Origin of the sequence: Mesorhizobium sp. ESP-6-4, assembly GCF_020164735.1 — a bacterium.
Taxonomy (GTDB): domain Bacteria; phylum Pseudomonadota; class Alphaproteobacteria; order Rhizobiales; family Rhizobiaceae; genus Mesorhizobium.
In genome coordinates this window covers 303,960-321,860 of sequence record NZ_JAIUGS010000005.1, presented here as the reverse complement: position 1 = coordinate 321,860, position 17,901 = coordinate 303,960, and the positions used below count along the sequence as shown (strand labels likewise).

Sequence of the window (17,901 nt, the reverse complement as noted above, 5' to 3'; positions counted from 1 at the left end):
CGAGCAGACCTCAAGTGAGAGCTAGACGCTGCCCGCCGCTACCGCCTGCGCCCCGGCAATCAGGCCCTTCAGCTCGTCGCAGCGCCGCATGAGCCGTGACGAGTCGACTTTCTTCGCAATCGCGAGCGCGGTGCCGAGCTCCAGCTCAGCGCCGGAACGATCGCCCATCCTGATGAGCAGCGCCGCGAGCGACAGCCGGGCGTCAGCGACATTGACCGGCGAGCCGATCTCGTTCCAGTGCGAGCATGCGATCTGCAGCTCCCGGGCAGCCTCGGCGGGGCGCTCTTCCTGCATGAAAAGCTCCGCTTTGGCTTCCGCGGTCAGCGCCTGGATGGAGGCCATCGGCCAGCGCTGCGGCTGGGTCTCCAATTCGGCGATCACCTCCTTCGCCCGCTCGCCCCGATTGGTCCGCGCCGCCACCTTGGCGAGCGTGGCGAGGACCATGCCTCGCCGCTGCAAGGTCGGCCAGCCATTGCCCACCAGGGAACGTTCGAGAGCGCTGAAAGCGGCCTCCGCCTGCCCTTGCTCCAGTTGCAGTAGCGCAAGTCCGGGCTGCGGATCCCAGCCTGCTGCGTGCGATGCGCGGTAGGCCGTTTCGGCTTCCGTGAATTCTCCGGCCGCCAGGTGAATGTCGCCCAGCACGCGCAAGGCGTCGCCGGTCGCCCAGGGCGCGTCGAGTGCGAGCTGGTCGAGTGCCGCGCGCACAAGCGCTTCCGCCTCCTTCAGCGTGCCATGAACGCCGAGCACTTCGGCGCGATGCAGCCGGCACGAGCCCGAAAGGTCTTCCAGCCCGTGTCCCCTGCACCAGTCTTCGTAGCCGAGCGTCCATTGGTTGGCGCGCGACCAGTCGCCGAAATTCCGGCAAGCCCACAGAATGTTGCAATAGAGGATCCCGCCGACGACCGGGTCGACATCGCTGGACAGGCCGAGCGCGGCGGCAAGGTCCTGATCCTCCTGCCCGGCTTTGGTTTCACCGAGACACAGTTTGAAGAAGCCGCGATAGATAAGGCCGAGCGACTCCACCACCGGATCGTCGAGGTGCCTGCCGACCGCGAAGGCTTGCTCAGCCAGCGCAAGCGCCTGTTCCGGCTCGGCTTCCGCGCCCATGATGCGCGCCCCCATCCAGCACCAGAGACCGTGCTCCCTGCTGTCGGAAGCGGTATCGATCAACTGCGCGGCGCGCTTGTGCCAGCCCTTGGCGACGGCAAGCTCGCCTCTCTCGAGATGGATCCTGGCGAGGGTGATTGCGGGGGAAGCCGCGCGCAGTCGCTCGCCGGCCACGCCGTAAGCCGTCACCGCGCGCGCCAGAAGCGGAATGGCTTCGGCCGGCCGGCCCATGCATTCCAGCGCCAGCGCCCATTCCTCGAGATCAGCCGTCAGCAGCTCGTCGGCGGCATCCGCTTGCGTGAAAGAGGCCGCGGCGTCATGCCATTTCCTCGCTGCAACGGCAGCCCGCGCCGACAGAATTGGCAGGCCGGGGATCGAGGGCCTGCCGCCCCCATCGGCCGGCGCCGGCCTGGTTTGCAAGGCGGCCGGCTGATCGAGGCAAATCCGGTAGCCGAAGCGGGGCAGGTTGCGCAGCGCCGTCTCCATGCCGCCCTGGCGAAGGATGCCGCGGGCAAGGCTCGCGACGCGCTGCAGCGAAGCCTCGGTCACCGTCACGTCGGGCCACAGCCTCTCAAGCAATTCGTCCTTGCTCAAGGCGCGCTCCTGATGGCGCAGCAGGACGGCGAAGAAATCGAAGACCAGGGGCTGCACCTCGATCTCGCTTCCGGCGAGGCGAAGGGCGCGGGACTCCTCATTGAGTTCGAAGTCGCCGAAGCAATAAATTCCCATCGGCAGCAATCCCTGTAACGGCAATAGGCAAAGGATCAGAATAAGATAAGGGCGGCGTAAGGACTGTTGGCCGCCTCTTTCGTAATTCTCCGTCTGCCTGGCGGGCCAAGCTGCAGTTTAGCTCAGCGGCCCCCGGGATGTCACGGGCACCGACCTGGTCGGGCGCCCGGTGGCATTTGAACCCAGATCAAGGAGATTATGATATGCACAAATACATCATCGAACGCGAGATTCCCAAGGTCGGCACCTTCGAGCGCGAGCAGCTTCGCGATGCGTCCAAGGCCTCGAATGCCGTTCTGGCCGAGCTTGGCCCCGACATCCAGTGGGTCGAATCCTTCGTGGCGGACGACAAGACCTTTTGCGTCTATCTCGCCAAGGACGAGGCGATCATCCAGCGTCATGCCAAGATGAGCGGCTTCCCGGCAACGAAGATCACGCAAATCAAGCGCCTGTTCGATCCGACGACGGCTTACGCCGCGGCCTGACGGGGAGGATCGATCGTGAAGCGCTTTGCCGAAATTGTCCTTGCCGTCGGCGCCTCCGCACTGTTTTGCGGCACCGCGGTCGCCCACGACATGCCCGATCCGGTGCTCAACCGGTCTCGGGAGATGGCGGCCAGGTATCTCGACATCGAGGTCGCCAAGGCGGACGGCTATCGGCAGCTGTTCGAATGCACGACGCATGACCAGCACGGAACGATGGGCGTCCATTTCATCCATCCCGAGCGGGCCGGCGACGGCAGGCTCGTGCTCGGCGAGCCGGACGTGCTGACCTACGAGCCGGAGGCCGATGGCTCGATGCAGCTCGTCGGCATGGAATACATCGTCTTCGAAAAGGACTGGAAGGGCAAAGGCGTACCCGAATTCCTCGGCCGCACCCTGCAGCGCAAGACGACGGTGGGAGTCCATCCGGTGGACCCGTATTACGAGCTCCATGTCTGGCACTGGCGGCACAACCCGGCCGGCATGTTCGCCGACTGGAACCCTTATGTGAGCTGCGAGCACGACCGGTCCTGACACGCGCAGCGTCTTCGGGAGGGCCTGCACGGCCCTCCCGATCCTTTCGTTCAAACAAAAGGAAGATGATCATGCCATCCCTTCGCATGGGAATGAAGCCCGTCGCCCGCTCATCCGTTAACGGGCGTTTCTTCGCGACAGCCATCGAAATATGCCGTTCCGGCCTGCGCGTCCTCGCGCGGATGGTCCGCATTCGCAGGGATCGCGCCTGGCTGGACGAGTTGCCGGACTACCTGTTGCGCGACATCGGTATCAAACGCTTGGAAATATCGTCGGTCACCAGATACGGCGGCAAGACCGATCGCGACGGAATGTGGAATTGAGGACCAAGGTCTTTTGCCGACGGCACGTCACTGCTGCGCCGGTCGAACCGGTCTGTCCAAAACCGTCGACACGCCGGACAAGCGCTGCTAGAAGCCCGCGCCACAGACAGGATTCCAGAAATTGGCAGAAGACATCGAACAGGCGGTATCGCGCCGCCGCACCTTCGCGATCATCGCGCACCCTGACGCCGGCAAGACCACGCTCACCGAAAAGCTGCTGCTGTTCGGCGGCGCCATCCAGCTCGCCGGCGAGGTCAAGGCCAAGAAGGACCGCATCCAGACGCGGTCCGACTGGATGAAGATCGAGCGCGAGCGCGGCATCTCGGTCGTTACCTCGGTGATGACCTTCGAATATGACGACAACGTCTTCAACCTGCTCGACACGCCCGGCCACGAGGATTTCGCCGACGACACTTATCGCACGCTGTCGGCGGTGGATTCGGCGGTCATGGTCATCGACGCCGCCAAGGGCATCGAGCCGCGCACGCTGAAGTTGTTCGAGGTCTGTCGGCTGCGCGACATTCCGATCATCACCTTCGTCAACAAGATGGACCGCGAGAGCCGCGATCCGTTCGAGATTCTCGACGAGATCGAGCAGAAGCTGGCGCTGGACACCGCGCCGGTCACTTGGCCGATCGGCCGCGGCAGGACCTTTTCCGGCACCTACCATCTGGCGCTGAACGCGGTGCGCAAGGGCGACGCGGAAAAGGAGCGCACGCCGGTCAACGGGCCCGATTCCAACCGCGTCGCCGGCCTTTTGCCCGAAAACGAGCGCGAAGCCTTCATCGAGGAACTGGAACTCGCGCGGGAGGCTTGTCGCCCGCTCGACGTGGAAGCCTTTCGCGAAGGCCACCTGACGCCGGTCTATTTCGGCTCGGCGTTGCGCAATTACGGCGTGCGCGACCTGATCGAGGCGCTCGGCGCCTACGGCCCGCCGCCGCGCGCCCAGGAAGCCGACGAGCGAACGGTCGAGGCGACGGAGGAGAAGATGACCTCCTTCGTCTTCAAGATCCAGGCCAACATGGATCCGAACCACCGCGACCGCATCGCCTTCGTCCGCGTCTGCTCGGGTAAGCTTGAGCGCGGCATGAAGGCCAAGCTGGTGCGCACCGGTAAGCCGATGAGCCTGTCGGCGCCGCAGTTCTTCTTCGCCCGCACCCGCGTCACCGCCGACGAGGCTTTCGCCGGCGACGTCGTCGGCATCCCCAACCACGGCACGCTGCGCATCGGCGACACGCTGACCGAAGGCGAGGAGATCCTGTTCCGCGGCGTGCCGAACTTCGCCCCGGAAATCCTGCGCCGCGTGCGCCTCGGCGACGCCATGAAGGCCAAGAAGCTGAAGGAAGCCCTGCACCAGATGGCCGAGGAAGGCGTCGTGCAGCTGTTCTCGCCCGAGGACGGCTCGCCGGCGATCGTCGGCGTCGTCGGCGCGCTGCAGCTCGACGTTCTGAAGGAACGGCTGAACATCGAATACACGCTGCCGGTGGATTTCGAGATGTCGCGTTTCTCGATCTGCCGCTGGATCTCGGCCGACGACAAGGCGGAAGTCCAGCGTTTCATCGAGGCGCATCGGGGCGACATTGCCCGCGACCTCGACAACGATCCGGTTTTTCTCGCCCAGCACGCCTTCTCGCTGAACTACGAAGCCGAGCGTTGGAAAGCGATCCGCTTCACCGCGGTCAAGGATTACCAGGTGCGCGACAAAGCGGCGTGAGTGTTTTTCCCTTCCCCCTTGTGGGGGAAGGTGGCCTCGCGAAGCGAGGTCGGATGAGGGGTGTTCCAGGGAAAGCCGACGTCTCACTCCGCTGGAACACCCCTCATCCGTCTCGACGCTGCGCGCCGATCCACCTTCTCCCACAAGGGGAGAAGGTAAAGGGCGCTCACCCCTTCGCCGCTTCCTCGATCTTGGCGATGTCGATCTTGCCCATCTGCATCATCGCGGACATCACGCGGCCGGCTTTCTCGCGGTCCGGATCCTGAAGCAGCCGCGGCAGTTGCTCCGGCACGACCTGCCAGGAAACCCCGAACTTGTCCTTCAGCCAGCTGCAGCGTCCCGGTTCGCCGCCTTCGGTGAGCCTGGTCCAGAAATGATCCACCTCTTCCTGCGTCTTGCAGTCGATCGACAGCGAGATCGCTTCGGTGAACTTGTATTGCGGCCCGCCGTTGAGGGCTTGGAATTGCACGCCGTCGAGCTCGAACGAGGCGACCAGCACCTGGCCTTCCTGGGGATGGCCCTTGGGCCAGCGCGTCACGCTCAGCACCTTCGAATTCTTGAAGATGGAGATGTAGTGGTTCATGGCCTCCTCGGCCTGGTCGTCGAACCACAGGAAGGTGGTGATCTTCTGCATGCCTTGCTCCTCGGGCTTCATGTTGGCTTCGTTGTCAAACGGTTCGGTGGCGATTTCGTGCCATTTCGATGCCGTTTGCCTCAAGGACGCCTCAGCGAGGCGTCATCCGACAGCGGCAGCAAAAATTTCCTGAAAAGCGCAAATTTGCCGAAGCATGCTGGCGCAGCGCAAAATGGTGGTCATGCCTGAACGTGGCCGCTATAACCGCTGCCGACTAAATTCGAGCGCCGCCCGCCGCATCGGTGTGGCCAGCCAGCAAGGACAATCGAATGCCCGCCTATCGTTCCCGCACCACCACCCATGGCCGCAACATGGCCGGCGCTCGCGGCCTCTGGCGCGCCACCGGCATGAAGGATTCGGATTTCGGCAAGCCGATCATCGCGGTGGTCAATTCCTTCACCCAGTTCGTGCCGGGCCATGTCCATCTGAAGGATCTCGGCCAGCTCGTCGCGCGCGAGATCGAGAAGGCTGGCGGCGTCGCCAAGGAGTTCAACACTATCGCCGTCGACGACGGCATCGCGATGGGTCACGACGGCATGCTCTATTCGCTGCCGTCGCGCGAGCTGATCGCCGATTCCGTCGAATATATGGTCAACGCGCATTGCGCCGACGCCATGGTCTGCATCTCCAACTGCGACAAGATCACCCCTGGCATGCTGATGGCCTCGCTGCGCCTCAACATCCCGACCGTCTTCGTCTCCGGCGGCCCGATGGAGGCCGGCAAGGTGGTGCTGGCCGGCAAGGCGCAGGCGCTCGATTTGGTCGACGCCATGGTCGCGGCCGCCGACGACAAGATCTCCGATGAGGACGTAAAGGTCATCGAGCGCTCGGCCTGCCCGACCTGCGGCTCCTGCTCCGGCATGTTCACCGCCAATTCGATGAACTGCCTGACCGAGGCGCTGGGTCTGTCGCTGCCGGGCAACGGCTCGACCTTGGCCACCCATGCCGACCGCAAGCGCCTGTTCGTCGAGGCCGGCCATCTCGTCGTCGATCTCGCCCAGCGCTATTACGAGCAGGACGACGAAACGGCACTTCCGCGCAGCATCGCCTCCAAAGGTGCCTTCGAGAACGCCATGGCGCTCGATATCGCCATGGGCGGTTCGACCAACACGGTGCTGCACATCCTTGCCGCCGCGCATGAAGGAGAGGTCGACTTCACCATGGAGGACATCGACCGGCTGTCGCGCAAGGTGCCGGTGCTTTGCAAGGTAGCGCCCGCCAAGTCCGACGTGCACATGGAGGACGTCCATCGCGCCGGAGGCATCATGGCCATTCTCGGCCAGCTCGACCAGGCCGGCCTGATCAATCGCGACCTGCCGACGGTGCATACGGCGACCCTCGGCGAGGCCCTCGACCACTGGGATATTTCGCGCACCTCTGCCGAAAACGTCCGCGACTTCTTCCTCGCCGCTCCCGGCGGCGTGCCGACCCAGGTCGCCTTCAGCCAGGACCGCCGCTGGGACGAACTCGATCTCGACCGTGAGAAGGGCGTCATCCGCTCGGCCAGGACGCCGTTCTCGAAGGATGGCGGTCTTGCCGTTTTGAAGGGCAATCTGGCGCTCGACGGCTGCATCGTGAAGACTGCCGGCGTGGATGAGTCCATCCTGAAATTCACCGGCCCGGCCCGCGTTTTCGAAAGCCAGGACGCCTCGGTCAAGGCGATCCTCGGCAACGAGATCAAGGCCGGCGACATCGTCGTCATCCGCTACGAGGGACCGCGCGGCGGCCCCGGCATGCAGGAGATGCTCTACCCGACCAGCTACCTGAAGTCGAAGGGCCTCGGCAAAGCCTGCGCGCTGATCACCGACGGCCGCTTCTCCGGCGGCACGTCGGGCCTTTCCATTGGCCACGTCTCGCCGGAAGCCGCCGAAGGCGGCACGATCGGCCTGGTCCAGGAAGGCGACACGATCGAGATCGACATTCCCAACCGCAAGATCAATCTCGCCGTCAGCGAGGCCGAGCTCGATACGCGCCGCAAGGCGATGGCGGCCAAGGGCACCGATGCCTGGAAGCCGGCCGAGAAGCGCAAGCGCAAGGTGACGACGGCATTGCGTGCCTATGCGGCTTTCGCCACCAGCGCCGACAAGGGCGCGGTGCGCAAAGTGCCGGAGTAGAGGGCGCATTTCCCCTTCTCCCCATGTGGGAGAAGGTGTCGCCGAAGGCGACGGATGAGGGGTGCTCCAGCTTGGCGGCACCGCTTATCCAGTCAGAATTCGCCAACGTCTCACTCCGCTGGAACACCCCTCATCCGTCTCGGCGCTGCGCGCCGATCCACCTTCTCCCGCAGGGGGAGAAGGAGAGGCGCTGCGTCACGGCATCAGCTGATATTCATAAAGTTTCTGGTAGAGCCCGCCCTGCTTGAGCAGCGTCTTGTGCGGGCCGTTTTCCACCACCTTGCCCTTTTCCAGCACCACGATCGTATCGGCCTGGTGCACGGTCGACAGCCGGTGCGCGATCACGATCGTCGTGCGCCCGACGGTAAGCTGCTGCAGCGCGTCGCGGAACAGCGCTTCCGATTCGGCATCGAGCGCGCTGGTCGCCTCGTCGAGCAGCAGGATCTCGGCGTTGCGCAGCATGGCGCGCGCGATCGAAATGCGCTGGCGCTGGCCTCCGGACAACAGCGAGCCGTTCTCGCCGACCTCCGTGTCGTAACCCTTGGTCATGGCGCTGATGAAGTCATGCGCGTTGGCGGCCTTGGCGGCGGCGATCACCTCTTCGTCGGTCGCGTCCTCGCGGCCGAGGCGGATGTTGTGCATGACGGTGCCGGCAAACAGGAACGTGTCCTGGCTGACATAGGCGATCTTGCTTCTGAGCGAATCGAGCGTCGCGAACGAGATGTCCTGGCCGTCGAACATCACCTTGCCGATCTGCGGATCATACATGCGCATGATCAGGTTCAGGATCGTCGACTTGCCGCTGCCCGACGGTCCGACCAGCGCCGTCATCTTGCCGGCGTCAAGCGTCAGGTTGAATCCTTCGAACACCGACGGGCTTTCCGGATAGGCGAAGCTGACATTGTCGAAGCGGATTTCGCCCGGACCGGGTTGCAGCGGCGTGGCGCCGGGTTTCTCGGCCAGCGTCAGCGGCCGGTCGGCGAGCTGGAACATCATGCGCACGCCGACAATGCCCGTCTCCAGCGAGATGCGGACGCGGGCCAGGCGCTTTGCCGGCTCATAAGCCAGCAGCAGCGCGGCGATGAAGGCCATGATGTTGCCCGGCATCTGGCCGCCCTGCAGCACCAGCAGGCCGCTGACCAGCACGGCGCCGGCAATCGCCAGCCCGGCCAGAGTTTCCATCACCGGGCTGGTGGCGGCTTCCAGCGTGGCGATGTTGTTGGCACGGGTTTCGACGTCCGACACCGCCTTGTGCATACGCTTGCGCATCGCGGCTTCGAGATTGAAGGATTTGACGACCCGCACGCCGATGGCCGTTTCCTGCATCACATGCACGATCTGGCCGAGCGAGATGAATTCCATCGCCGCGATCTTGCGGACGCGTCTCAGGATGCGGTTGACGCCATAGATCGCCACCGGTCCGACGACGAAGCAGATCAGCGACAGCGCCGGCTGTTGCCAGACCATGACCATCACCAGCACAACCAAAGTCACCAGGTCGCGCACATAGGACGTGACGACGAGGTCGAGCACGCTGCGCGCCGCCTGAGCGTTGTTGGTCATGCGGGTGATCAGGTCGGAAGACGAGGTCGAATGGTAGAATTCGATGCCTTGCGCCAGGATACGGTCGTAGATCTTGCGCTGCCGGTCGGCAATGATGGCATTGCCGACGCGGCTCATGAAATAGGTCTGGACGAAAGTCGCGATGCCCTTGAGAACAAAGATAGCCGCCACACCCCCGGCAATCAGGTTGACGCGGTCTATCCGCTTATAGACCACGAACTCGTTGGTGATTTCGCGCAGGATCCAGGCGCTTGCCCCCGTCATGAGGGCGACCACCAGCATCGACAATATGGCCGCGCCATAGCCGAACTTATGGTCGTGGAAGGATTCTCTTACCAGCCTCGCGATGAGGCGTTGGTTTTCCGTCGAGCGGAAGAAGCGAAACAACGGCCGATCCTATGGCTGGCTGTGAGAAATTCGGATTCGCCACAAGGGCGCGTGGCGGCTTATAGAGCGAGTTGAGGCCGGATGGAACCTTTCGCCGTCGAGGGAAAGAAAAGGCTGCGGCAGGCTGTCTTTTCGGTCACGATGGTTGCCGATTCCTGGAAAAGGGTGACGACAGATGGATTTCGACTTGATCGTGCGCGGCGGCACGCTGCCGGATGGCAGGATTGCCGATATCGGCATTGCCGGCGAGACCATCGTCGCGATCGAACCAAAGCTCCAGGGTTCGGCGCCGGCCGAAATCGACGCGAGCGGCAATCTCGTCTCGCCGCCTTTCGTTGATCCGCATTTCCATATGGACGCCACGCTCTCCTACGGCATTCCGCGCATCAATGCGTCGGGCACGCTGCTCGAAGGCATCGCGCTATGGGGCGAGCTGAAGCCGCTTTTGACGCATGAGGCCGTGCGCGAGCGCGCGCTCGCCTATTGCGATTGGGCCGTCTCGATGGGCCTGCTCGCCATCCGCAGCCATGTCGATGTCTGCGACGACCGGCTGCTCGCGGTCGAAGCCCTGCTCGATGTCAAGAAAACCGTCGCGCCCTATATCGACCTGCAACTGGTCGCGTTTCCGCAGGACGGCCTCTACCGCTCGCCGAATGCTCGTGAAAACACCATCCGCGCGCTCGACATGGGCGTCGACATCGTCGGCGGTATCCCGCATTTCGAGCGTACCATGGCCGAGGGCGCCCGCTCGGTGACGGAGCTTTGCGAGATCGCGGCCAAACGCGGCCTGATGGTCGACATGCATTGCGACGAGACCGACGATCCGCTGTCGCGCCATATCGAGCAGCTGGCCTATGAAACGCAGCGCCTCGGGTTGCAGGGCAGGGTGGCCGGCTCGCACCTCACATCGATGCATTCGATGGATAATTACTACGTCTCGAAGCTTTTGCCGCTCATCGCCGAGGCCGGTGTATCGGCAATCCCCAATCCGCTGATCAACATCATGCTGCAGGGGCGCCACGACACCTTCCCGAAGCGGCGCGGCCTGACCCGTGTCAAGGAGATGCAGGCGCTCGGCATCCGCGTCGGCTGGGGCCAGGATTGCGTGCTCGATCCCTGGTACTCGCTGGGCACCGCCGACATGCTCGACGTCGCCTTCATGGGCCTGCATGTCGCGCAGATGTCGAGCCCGGCCGACATGGCGCGCTGCTTCGACATGGTGACCAATGTCAACGCCGCCATCATGGGGCTCGATCATCTGGGCCTGGCGGTCGGCAAGCGGGCGAGCCTCGTCGTCCTCGATGCCGGCAATGCAAGCGAGGCCGTTCGCCTGCGCCCCGAGCGTCTCTGCGTCATCGCCAGGGGCAAGATCGTAGCGGAGCGGACCAGGCAGGAAACGCGGCTTTCGATCGCGGGACGGCCGGCGCAGGTGAACCGGCGGCATAAGGCGGGCTAGAACCAGCCGATTTCCGCCGCTGGTCTTACCGATGCTCCGGATTTCCCTCGTCAAACCGGCGGCATGCGGCTAGGGAGCGGCATGGCCTTGCTCGCCCGAAATTTCACGATCAGGAACATGTTGCTCGCCGGCATCCTGTTGATGCTGGCCGGCGACTTCATGTTCGCGCTGAACGACGCGATGGGCAAATGGCTGGTCGCTTCCTTTTCCGTCGGGCAGGTGGTGCTGATCCGCTCGATCGGCGCCTTCTTCGTGCTCGGCCCGATGATCGCCAACCAGGGCACGGCCAGGCTGTTTCACATGGACCGGCCGCTTTTGCAGGTCCTGCGCGTCGTGGCCACCACCGCCGATACCGGGCTTTTCTACGCCGCGGTCGTCTACCTGCCGCTGGCCGACGTGATGAGCTTCTATATGGCCGGGCCGATCTATGTCGCGGCGCTGTCGCACTTGCTGCTCGGCGAAAAGGTCGGCTGGCGGCGCTGGCTGGCCATCCTGGTCGGCTTCTGCGGCGTGCTGATCATCCTCAAGCCGTCCTCGGCGGCTTTCTCCATGTCATCCGGCTTCGCGCTGGTGGGCAGCATCGCCTTCGGCTTTGCCATCATCCTCGGACGCCTCCTGCGCGGCACCAGCGACACGACCTTGGTCACCTGGCAGACGATCGGCACGCTGATCGTCGGCGGCCTGCTTACCATCGGCACCTGGCGCACGCCGTCGGCGCTCGATTTCGGCGCCATGCTACTGCTCGGCGTCGTCTCCTGCGCCGCGCATCTGATGATTACGAGGGCGCTGAAGCTGGCGCCGGCCTCGACGCTGGCGCCGCTGCATTACACGCTGCTCCTGTGGGCTGTGGTCTTCGGCCTCATGTTCTTCGGCGATGTCCCGGGGCCGCGCATATTGATCGGTGCGGCGATCGTCGTGCTTGCCGGCCTGTTCATCTTCCATCGTCAGAAGGTGGTGGAGATCGAGGTGCCGCCCGAGAACGTGCCGAAGGGCGTGAATTAGACCCGGGCGACCTCGCCCAAGGCATTTCACGTTTTACGGAAACGGTGAAATGCCCATCTCCTTGTTCTGACGTAATTTCAGACGGAAAACCGCTTCATACTTTTCCTGAAATTGCTCTGGCCTTCGCTCGAAAAATATTTTCCCGTGCAAATCGCCTGCCGGGTGCAATCTGTAATTGATTCCGGCGGGACCGGCAGGATATCCATGGCCCGGAAAATTGCGCTATTGCGGGGGTAATCATGGGCAGTTTCTCTATATGGCATTGGCTTATAGTGCTGATCATTATCGGCGTGCCGTTGTTGTTTGTCTTGAGGGCGCCGCCAGCCGGCGTCAATCGTTTCGGGGACACCCCGCCTTCGATGAACTTTGGTGAAGCGATAGCAAGCTTCTTCCGAAATTATGTGAATTTTTCCGGCAGGGCCAGTCGCTCGGAGTTCTGGTATGCCTATCTGTTCATTGTCATTGTCGGCGTCATCATGATCGTTGTTGATGCCGTTGTTGGAAATGAATTTATCTCATCGATCTGGAATCTTGCCATCCTTTTGCCGACACTCGCCATGACCGCGCGCAGGCTGCATGACATCAACAGAAGCGGCTGGCACCAGCTGCTCGCGGGATTGTTCCCCATCGGCACCATCGCGCTCATCATCTGGTATTGCAGAAAGTCCGACGAAACAGGGTCGTTGAACGAGATCCAGAGGGTTTTCAGGTAGAGCGTCGCGACGGGTCTAGAGCATGATTCCGAAAAGTGGGAACCGGTTTTCGGAGAAAGATCATGCTCCCACAAAGAGTTAGATCGTGATGGCGATTCAACGAAACGCCATCACGATCTAGCCCAGGCGAACAGACGCCAGATGCCGCGAAAATTCCGCGGTCTCCATCAGCGCCTTGCAGCGGGCAAAGCGACCGTCGGCATAGGCGCGGAAATCGTCGGCCGGATTGTCGTTGGCGAGCTGGATCAGTCCCCAGAGCGTCCATAAAAGGTCGCACATCGCCTTGTAGATGACGATACGTCCGCGCGCCGCCGGCCTCGCCTCGCCGCCGAAATAGGCGCGCATCAGTTCCTCGTCCTGGGCCGCATCGAACCTGCCCTCGACCGAAAGGTCGCCGAGGTCCCACAGCGGATCGTTCATGCCGGAATATTCCCAGTCGACGATCCACATCCGCTCGCCCGTATCGAGGAAATTTTCGCACAGCGGATCGCAGTGGCAGGCGGCGAGCGGGATGGCGTGCGCGGCAAGCGCGGCGCGCACCGCGCCTGCCTCGCGCACCACGTCGTGATAGCCGGCGGGCAGCGCCACGTCCTTCGTCGATAAGACCTTGAGATAGTCGTCGATCATCGCGAACAATTCGAAGCGGAAGGGGAACACCGCGCCCGAAGCATGCAGCTTGCGGAAGGCGTAGCCCGCTCGCGCGGGGCTGCCCGACCGCGCCTTGAATTTCTCCGGCGACATCGTCTCGGCACCGGCGATGAAGCGCGTCGCCATCAAGCCGGACGCAGGATCGGCATATAGCACCTCGGGACTGACGCCGGCCTTGGCCGCCTCGCGCGCCGCCACCGCCTCGTTGGCGCGGTTGATATATTCTTCCGTGCCCTTGCCGGGAATGCGCAGACACGCTTCGCCGGCCCGGTAGACCTTGTTGGTCAGGCCGGCCAAACGCTCCAGTGGCCCGTCATAGCCTGCCAGCGCCGGAATGGTGGCCAACGCGGCGCGCGCCTCGTCCATCGTCATCCCCTTTACCATCACACGATGTTTTACAGAGGAACGGTTCCACAGTTTTTGCCGCTTGGCTACCATTGCGGATACGAATCGGCGGCGGGAGCAGAAATGGCGGACGGCAAGCACAGCGGCTCGCTAAGCGCGGCCTACGCCGCGAAGCGGCCTGAGGAAGTGGCGGCGATCTATGACAGCTGGTCCGAGACCTATGATGCCGACATGTCGGCCGCCGGCTATCGCCACCCGACGATCTGCCTGGCGCTGCTTGCCAGGCACCTGCCGCGCGGCGCCGAACCCTTGCTCGATGCCGGCGCCGGCACTGGCCTGATCGGCGAATGGCTGGCCATCACCGGCTATCCGAAGGTCGAGGCGCTCGACATCTCGCAAGGCATGCTGGACAAGGCTGGCGCCAAGGGCGTCTACACGGCGCTGCATCGCCTGGCGATGGGCGACGCTTTGCCCTTCGCCGACGGCGTCTATGCCGGCATTGTTTCGGCGGGCGTCTTCACCTCCGGCCATGTCGGGGTTGAGGGACTGGACGAGTTGATCCGCATCTGCCGTCCAGGCGGGATCATCGTGCTGACCGTCAAGAACACGCTGTGGCAATCAGGCTTCGCCGAGCGCATTGCCGGACTTGAGGCTCAGGGCAGGTTGAAGCGCGTCGAGGAAACGGCGCCTTACGCCTCGATGCCGGGCGAGTCCGAGACCGTGCCGAGCAGGGGGCTTGTGCTGCGCGTCAGCTGACCGTCCCTCGATCAGGCCTTTATCCTTGCTCCGGCCGGATCGTACATCGCCTCGAGATGGATCTTTGCCGGCGTGCGCTCCATCGCCACGACAAGCTCATAGTCGCCCGAGGCCAGAAAATCGTCGCTGACGTCGTCGGCATTGCGCACATAGCCGTAGCCGATATTCTTGCCCACCGTGTAGCCGTAGCCGCCGCTGGTCAGGTAACCGACCGGGTCGCCATTGCGCAGGATCGTCTCGCGTCCGACCAGCACGATCTCCGGGTCGTCCACCGTGAAGCCGGCAAAGCGTTTCGTTGGCGGCTTGCCGGCTGCCTTCTCCAGCGCCCGGCGTCCGACGAAGTCGGTATTCTTGCGAAGCTTCACGGCCCAGCCGAGCCCCGCCTCCTGCGGCATATCGTTCGGCGTGATGTCGGAACCCCAGGCGCGATAGCCCTTCTCCAGTCGCAGCGATTCCAGCGCCCGGTAGCCGACCGGGCGAATGCCATGCGCCTTGCCCGCCGCCATCAGCGCATCGAAAACCTCGCCGGTGGCGGCGATCGGCACATGCAGCTCCCAGCCCAGTTCCCCGACATAGGTGACGCGCAGCGCCCTCACGCTATGGCCGGCAATCTGGATTTCGCGGGCATGGCCGAAGGGGAAGGCGGCGTTTGAGACATCGGCGTCCGTCACCGCCGTCAGCACGTCGCGGGCGCGGGGTCCCATCAGCGACAGCGTGCCGAAATCCTCCGTGACGTCGGTCAGTCTGGCATCCAGGCCGGGGCCGATATGGTCGCCGATCCAGGACAGGTCATGCGTGCGGAAGCCGGTGCCGGTGACGATGTAGAACCGGTCCTCGCCGAGCCGCGACACGGTGAGGTCCGCCTCGATGCCGCCGCGCGTGTTGAGAAGCTGCGTGTAGATCAATCGGCCGACCGGCTTGTCGACGTCGTTGGCGCAGATCCAGTCGAGCGCCTTCAGCGCATCGCTACCGGTCAGCTCGTATTTGGCGAAGGAGGACTGGTCGAAAATGCCGACCTTCTCGCGCACATGACGATGCTCGTCGCCGACCGGGCCGAACCAGTTCTGGCGGCCCATCGAATAGACGTCCTCGGCGGCCGCGCCATCCGGCGCAAACCAGTTCGGCCGCTCCCAGCCAAGCTTGGAGCCGAACACGGCGCGATGCATCTTCAGCAGCTCGTAGAGCGGCGAGACGATGCGCGGCCGCCCGGACAGATATTCCTCGTGCGGGAAGCCGATCGTGTAGTGCTTGCCATAGGCCTCCAGCGTGCGGTCGCGGACCCAGTCGCGGTCGCGGTGCAGGCCGGAGAAACGGCGGATGTCGACCACCCACAGGTCGAGCGGCGCCTCGCCGTCGGCCACCCATTGCGCCAGCACCCAGCCGGCGCCGCCGCCGGACGCTATGCCGAAGGCGTTGAAGCCGGCGCCGACGAACATGTTGGCGCATTCGGGCGCTGCGCCGAGGACAAAGTTGCCGTCCGGCGTGAAACTCTCCGAACCGTTGATCATTTGCTTGACGCCGGCGGTTTGTAGCGCCGGAACGCGCGCGATCGCCTGGGCCATGTGCTGCTCGAAATGATCGTAGTCGTCGTCGAACAGCCGGAACTCCCAGTCGTTCGGGACATCGCCGCCGGGAAGTCCGGTTGCCCAGGCCTGCGGATTGGGCTCGTAGCCGCCCATCACCAGCCCGCCGACCTCCTCCTTGAAATAGGTGCGACGGTCGGGGTCGCGGATTGTCGGCGCGTCGGTCGCAAGGCCCGCGATCTTCTCGGTGATGATGTACTGGTGCTTGACCGGCTGCAGCGGCACGTTGATGCCGGCCATCGCGCCGACCTGCCTTGCCCATTGTCCGGCGCAGTTCACCACCTTGTCGCAGGCGATGTCGCCCTGTGAAGTCTTCACCGCCGTGATGCGGCCGTCCTTCATCGTAAAGGCTGTGACGCGCACGCCCTCGAACAGTTTCGCGCCATGCATGCGCGCGCCCTTGGCGAGCGACTGGGCGATGTCTGAGGGGCTTGCCTGCCCGTCGGTCGGCAGCCAGGAAGCGCCGACAAGGTCGCTTGTCTCCATCAGCGGCCACATGCGCTTCACTTCCGCCGGCGACAGCAGCTGCATATCCATGCCGAAGCTTTTGGCCGTGGTCGCCAGCCGCTTGAACTCGGTCCAGCGGTCGGCATTCGTCGCCAGCCGCAGACATCCGGTCATCTTCCAGCCGGTCGCCAGGCCCGTCTCGGCCTCCAGCCCTTTGTAGAGCTCGACCGAATATTTGAGCACGCGCGTGATCGAGGCGGAGGAGCGCAGCTGCCCGACCAGGCCGGCGGCGTGCCAGGTCGAGCCCGAGGTCAGCTTGCCCTGCTCGAGCAGCACCACGTCCGCCCTATGGTCGCGCGCCAGGTGGTAGGCAGTGGAACAGCCGATGATGCCGCCGCCGATGACGACGATTTCGGCATGGCCGGGCAAGGTCATGATCTGGTTCCGTATTTCGTCCGGTAGTTGTCCAGCGCCGCGTCGAGCCGGACGAGGTTTTCCTCGCTATAGGCGACATAATCGATGCCGGGCGCGTTGAGATAGAGCTCGGACACCATGCTCCACATCGCTTCGCGCAGCAGCGAGGCGCATTGCATGGCGGCATGCGATCGGCGGATTTCGCCGTCCGGCTCCTTCATGAAATAGGCGGTCATGAAGGCGAAGGATTCGTCATCGCTCAGGCCGGCGTTCGAGGCGGCGCCGGCGAGGTCGAACATTGCCGTGTTGAAGCCGGCATACTCGAAGTCGATCAGCCACAGCCGCTTGCCGTCGTCGAGGATGTTAGCTGGCAAAAGGTCGTTATGGCCGAAGACGATCGGCAGCAGTTTTTGCGCCCGCTCGAGCTCGTCCGCCAGCGCCAGATAACGTGGCAGCTCGCTCTTCTTGCGGCTGCCGCCCTCGTCCAGCGTGCGCGCATAGTCGCGGATGACGTGGAACACCCAGAACATGAAACCGGCGCCGGAGACATGCTTCGGCATCTCGCGGTGAAAGCCGCGCAGCAGCGCGGCCACGCGGCCGAGATTGGCCCGCACATCCTCTCCCAGGAGGGTCTTGGCGCCGAGAAATTCCGTCACCAGGATGCCGGGCTCGGCATAATGCACGGCCGGCGCGAAGCCCGCCGCATGCGCCGCCCGTGCCGTCATCACCTCGCGTTCGCGAAAGACATGGTGGAAAGGGAAGTCCTGACCGAAGCGCACGACATGCCGCCCGGCCGCGTCGGTGACAACAAAATTGGCGTTGCTGAGGCCGCCCGGCAGCGGCTCGATCTCGATGCCGCCGTTCCAGCACGGCAAGGCGCGGATGCGGTCTTCGGCACTCACGGCTTCGCTCCGGCCCCAACCGGTCCCGCGGAAAACAAGGCTGGGAGA

General features: G+C 64.0%; 15 protein-coding genes. 9 read left to right on the top strand and 6 right to left on the bottom strand.

The window, feature by feature from the left end; genetic code table 11:
* Positions 1-21 precede the first annotated feature (21 nt).
* Complete coding sequence (locus LB523_RS13355) at positions 22-1,836, bottom strand: winged helix-turn-helix domain-containing protein (protein WP_224603187.1); 1,815 nt, start codon at positions 1,834-1,836, stop codon at positions 22-24.
* A 203-nt stretch (positions 1,837-2,039) separates the two neighbouring features.
* On the opposite strand from LB523_RS13355, the gene LB523_RS13350 reads away from it, so the two are divergent.
* The 4 genes from LB523_RS13350 (at position 2,040) to LB523_RS13335 (ending at position 4,889) form a co-directional block, all read left to right on the top strand.
* On the top strand, positions 2,040-2,321 hold the full coding sequence (locus LB523_RS13350) for a DUF4242 domain-containing protein (protein ID WP_224603186.1): 282 nt from the start codon (positions 2,040-2,042) through the stop codon (positions 2,319-2,321).
* Positions 2,322-2,336: 15 nt separating this feature from the next.
* Positions 2,337-2,852 (top strand): hypothetical protein, encoded by a 516-nt coding sequence (locus LB523_RS13345; protein ID WP_224603185.1) that lies wholly within the window; start codon positions 2,337-2,339, stop codon positions 2,850-2,852.
* A gap of 71 nt (positions 2,853-2,923) precedes the next feature.
* Entirely contained in the window at positions 2,924-3,175 is a 252-nt protein-coding gene (locus tag LB523_RS13340) for a DUF1127 domain-containing protein (protein WP_224603184.1), read from the top strand.
* A 121-nt stretch (positions 3,176-3,296) separates the two neighbouring features.
* Entirely contained in the window at positions 3,297-4,889 is a 1,593-nt protein-coding gene (locus LB523_RS13335) for a peptide chain release factor 3 (protein WP_140843934.1), read from the top strand.
* 166 nt (positions 4,890-5,055) lie between these two features.
* On the opposite strand, the gene LB523_RS13330 is transcribed toward LB523_RS13335, so the two are convergent.
* Positions 5,056-5,523, bottom strand: coding sequence for a VOC family protein (locus LB523_RS13330; RefSeq protein ID WP_140843932.1), 468 nt, complete (start codon positions 5,521-5,523; stop codon positions 5,056-5,058).
* A gap of 269 nt (positions 5,524-5,792) precedes the next feature.
* Between LB523_RS13330 and ilvD the strand changes: the two genes are divergently transcribed.
* Entirely contained in the window at positions 5,793-7,637 is a 1,845-nt protein-coding gene (ilvD, locus tag LB523_RS13325) for a dihydroxy-acid dehydratase (protein ID WP_224603183.1), read from the top strand.
* A 195-nt stretch (positions 7,638-7,832) separates the two neighbouring features.
* Here ilvD and LB523_RS13320 read toward each other — a convergent pair whose 3' ends face one another.
* A complete protein-coding gene (locus tag LB523_RS13320) occupies positions 7,833-9,587 on the bottom strand; it encodes an ABC transporter ATP-binding protein (protein ID WP_224603182.1) in 1,755 nt (584 codons plus the stop codon).
* A gap of 175 nt (positions 9,588-9,762) precedes the next feature.
* Between LB523_RS13320 and LB523_RS13315 the strand changes: the two genes are divergently transcribed.
* From LB523_RS13315 to LB523_RS13305, 3 genes are all read left to right on the top strand, one after another.
* Positions 9,763-11,043 (top strand): amidohydrolase family protein, encoded by a 1,281-nt coding sequence (locus tag LB523_RS13315; RefSeq protein ID WP_224603181.1) that lies wholly within the window; start codon positions 9,763-9,765, stop codon positions 11,041-11,043.
* Positions 11,044-11,124: 81 nt separating this feature from the next.
* Positions 11,125-12,045 (top strand): DMT family transporter, encoded by a 921-nt coding sequence (locus tag LB523_RS13310; RefSeq protein ID WP_224603179.1) that lies wholly within the window; start codon positions 11,125-11,127, stop codon positions 12,043-12,045.
* A 239-nt stretch (positions 12,046-12,284) separates the two neighbouring features.
* Complete coding sequence (locus LB523_RS13305; protein WP_095766076.1) at positions 12,285-12,758, top strand: DUF805 domain-containing protein; 474 nt, start codon at positions 12,285-12,287, stop codon at positions 12,756-12,758.
* Positions 12,759-12,875: 117 nt separating this feature from the next.
* Here LB523_RS13305 and LB523_RS13300 read toward each other — a convergent pair whose 3' ends face one another.
* Positions 12,876-13,778 carry a phosphotransferase family protein gene (locus tag LB523_RS13300; RefSeq protein ID WP_224603177.1) on the bottom strand — a complete coding sequence of 301 codons (903 nt, stop codon included), beginning with the start codon at positions 13,776-13,778 and terminating at the stop codon, positions 12,876-12,878.
* Between the two features lie 96 nt (positions 13,779-13,874).
* Between LB523_RS13300 and LB523_RS13295 the strand changes: the two genes are divergently transcribed.
* A complete protein-coding gene (locus LB523_RS13295; RefSeq protein WP_224603175.1) occupies positions 13,875-14,507 on the top strand; it encodes a class I SAM-dependent DNA methyltransferase in 633 nt (210 codons plus the stop codon).
* 11 nt (positions 14,508-14,518) lie between these two features.
* On the opposite strand, the gene LB523_RS13290 is transcribed toward LB523_RS13295, so the two are convergent.
* Both LB523_RS13290 and LB523_RS13285 read right to left on the bottom strand, forming a co-directional pair.
* The gene (locus tag LB523_RS13290) at positions 14,519-16,972 is read right to left on the bottom strand and encodes an FAD-dependent oxidoreductase (protein ID WP_224603173.1); all 2,454 of its coding nucleotides are present in this window, start codon (positions 16,970-16,972) and stop codon (positions 14,519-14,521) included.
* A complete protein-coding gene (locus tag LB523_RS13285; RefSeq protein ID WP_224603171.1) occupies positions 16,969-17,853 on the bottom strand; it encodes a phosphotransferase in 885 nt (294 codons plus the stop codon). The genes LB523_RS13290 and LB523_RS13285 overlap by 4 nt, the downstream gene beginning before the upstream one ends.
* Positions 17,854-17,901 lie beyond the last annotated feature (48 nt).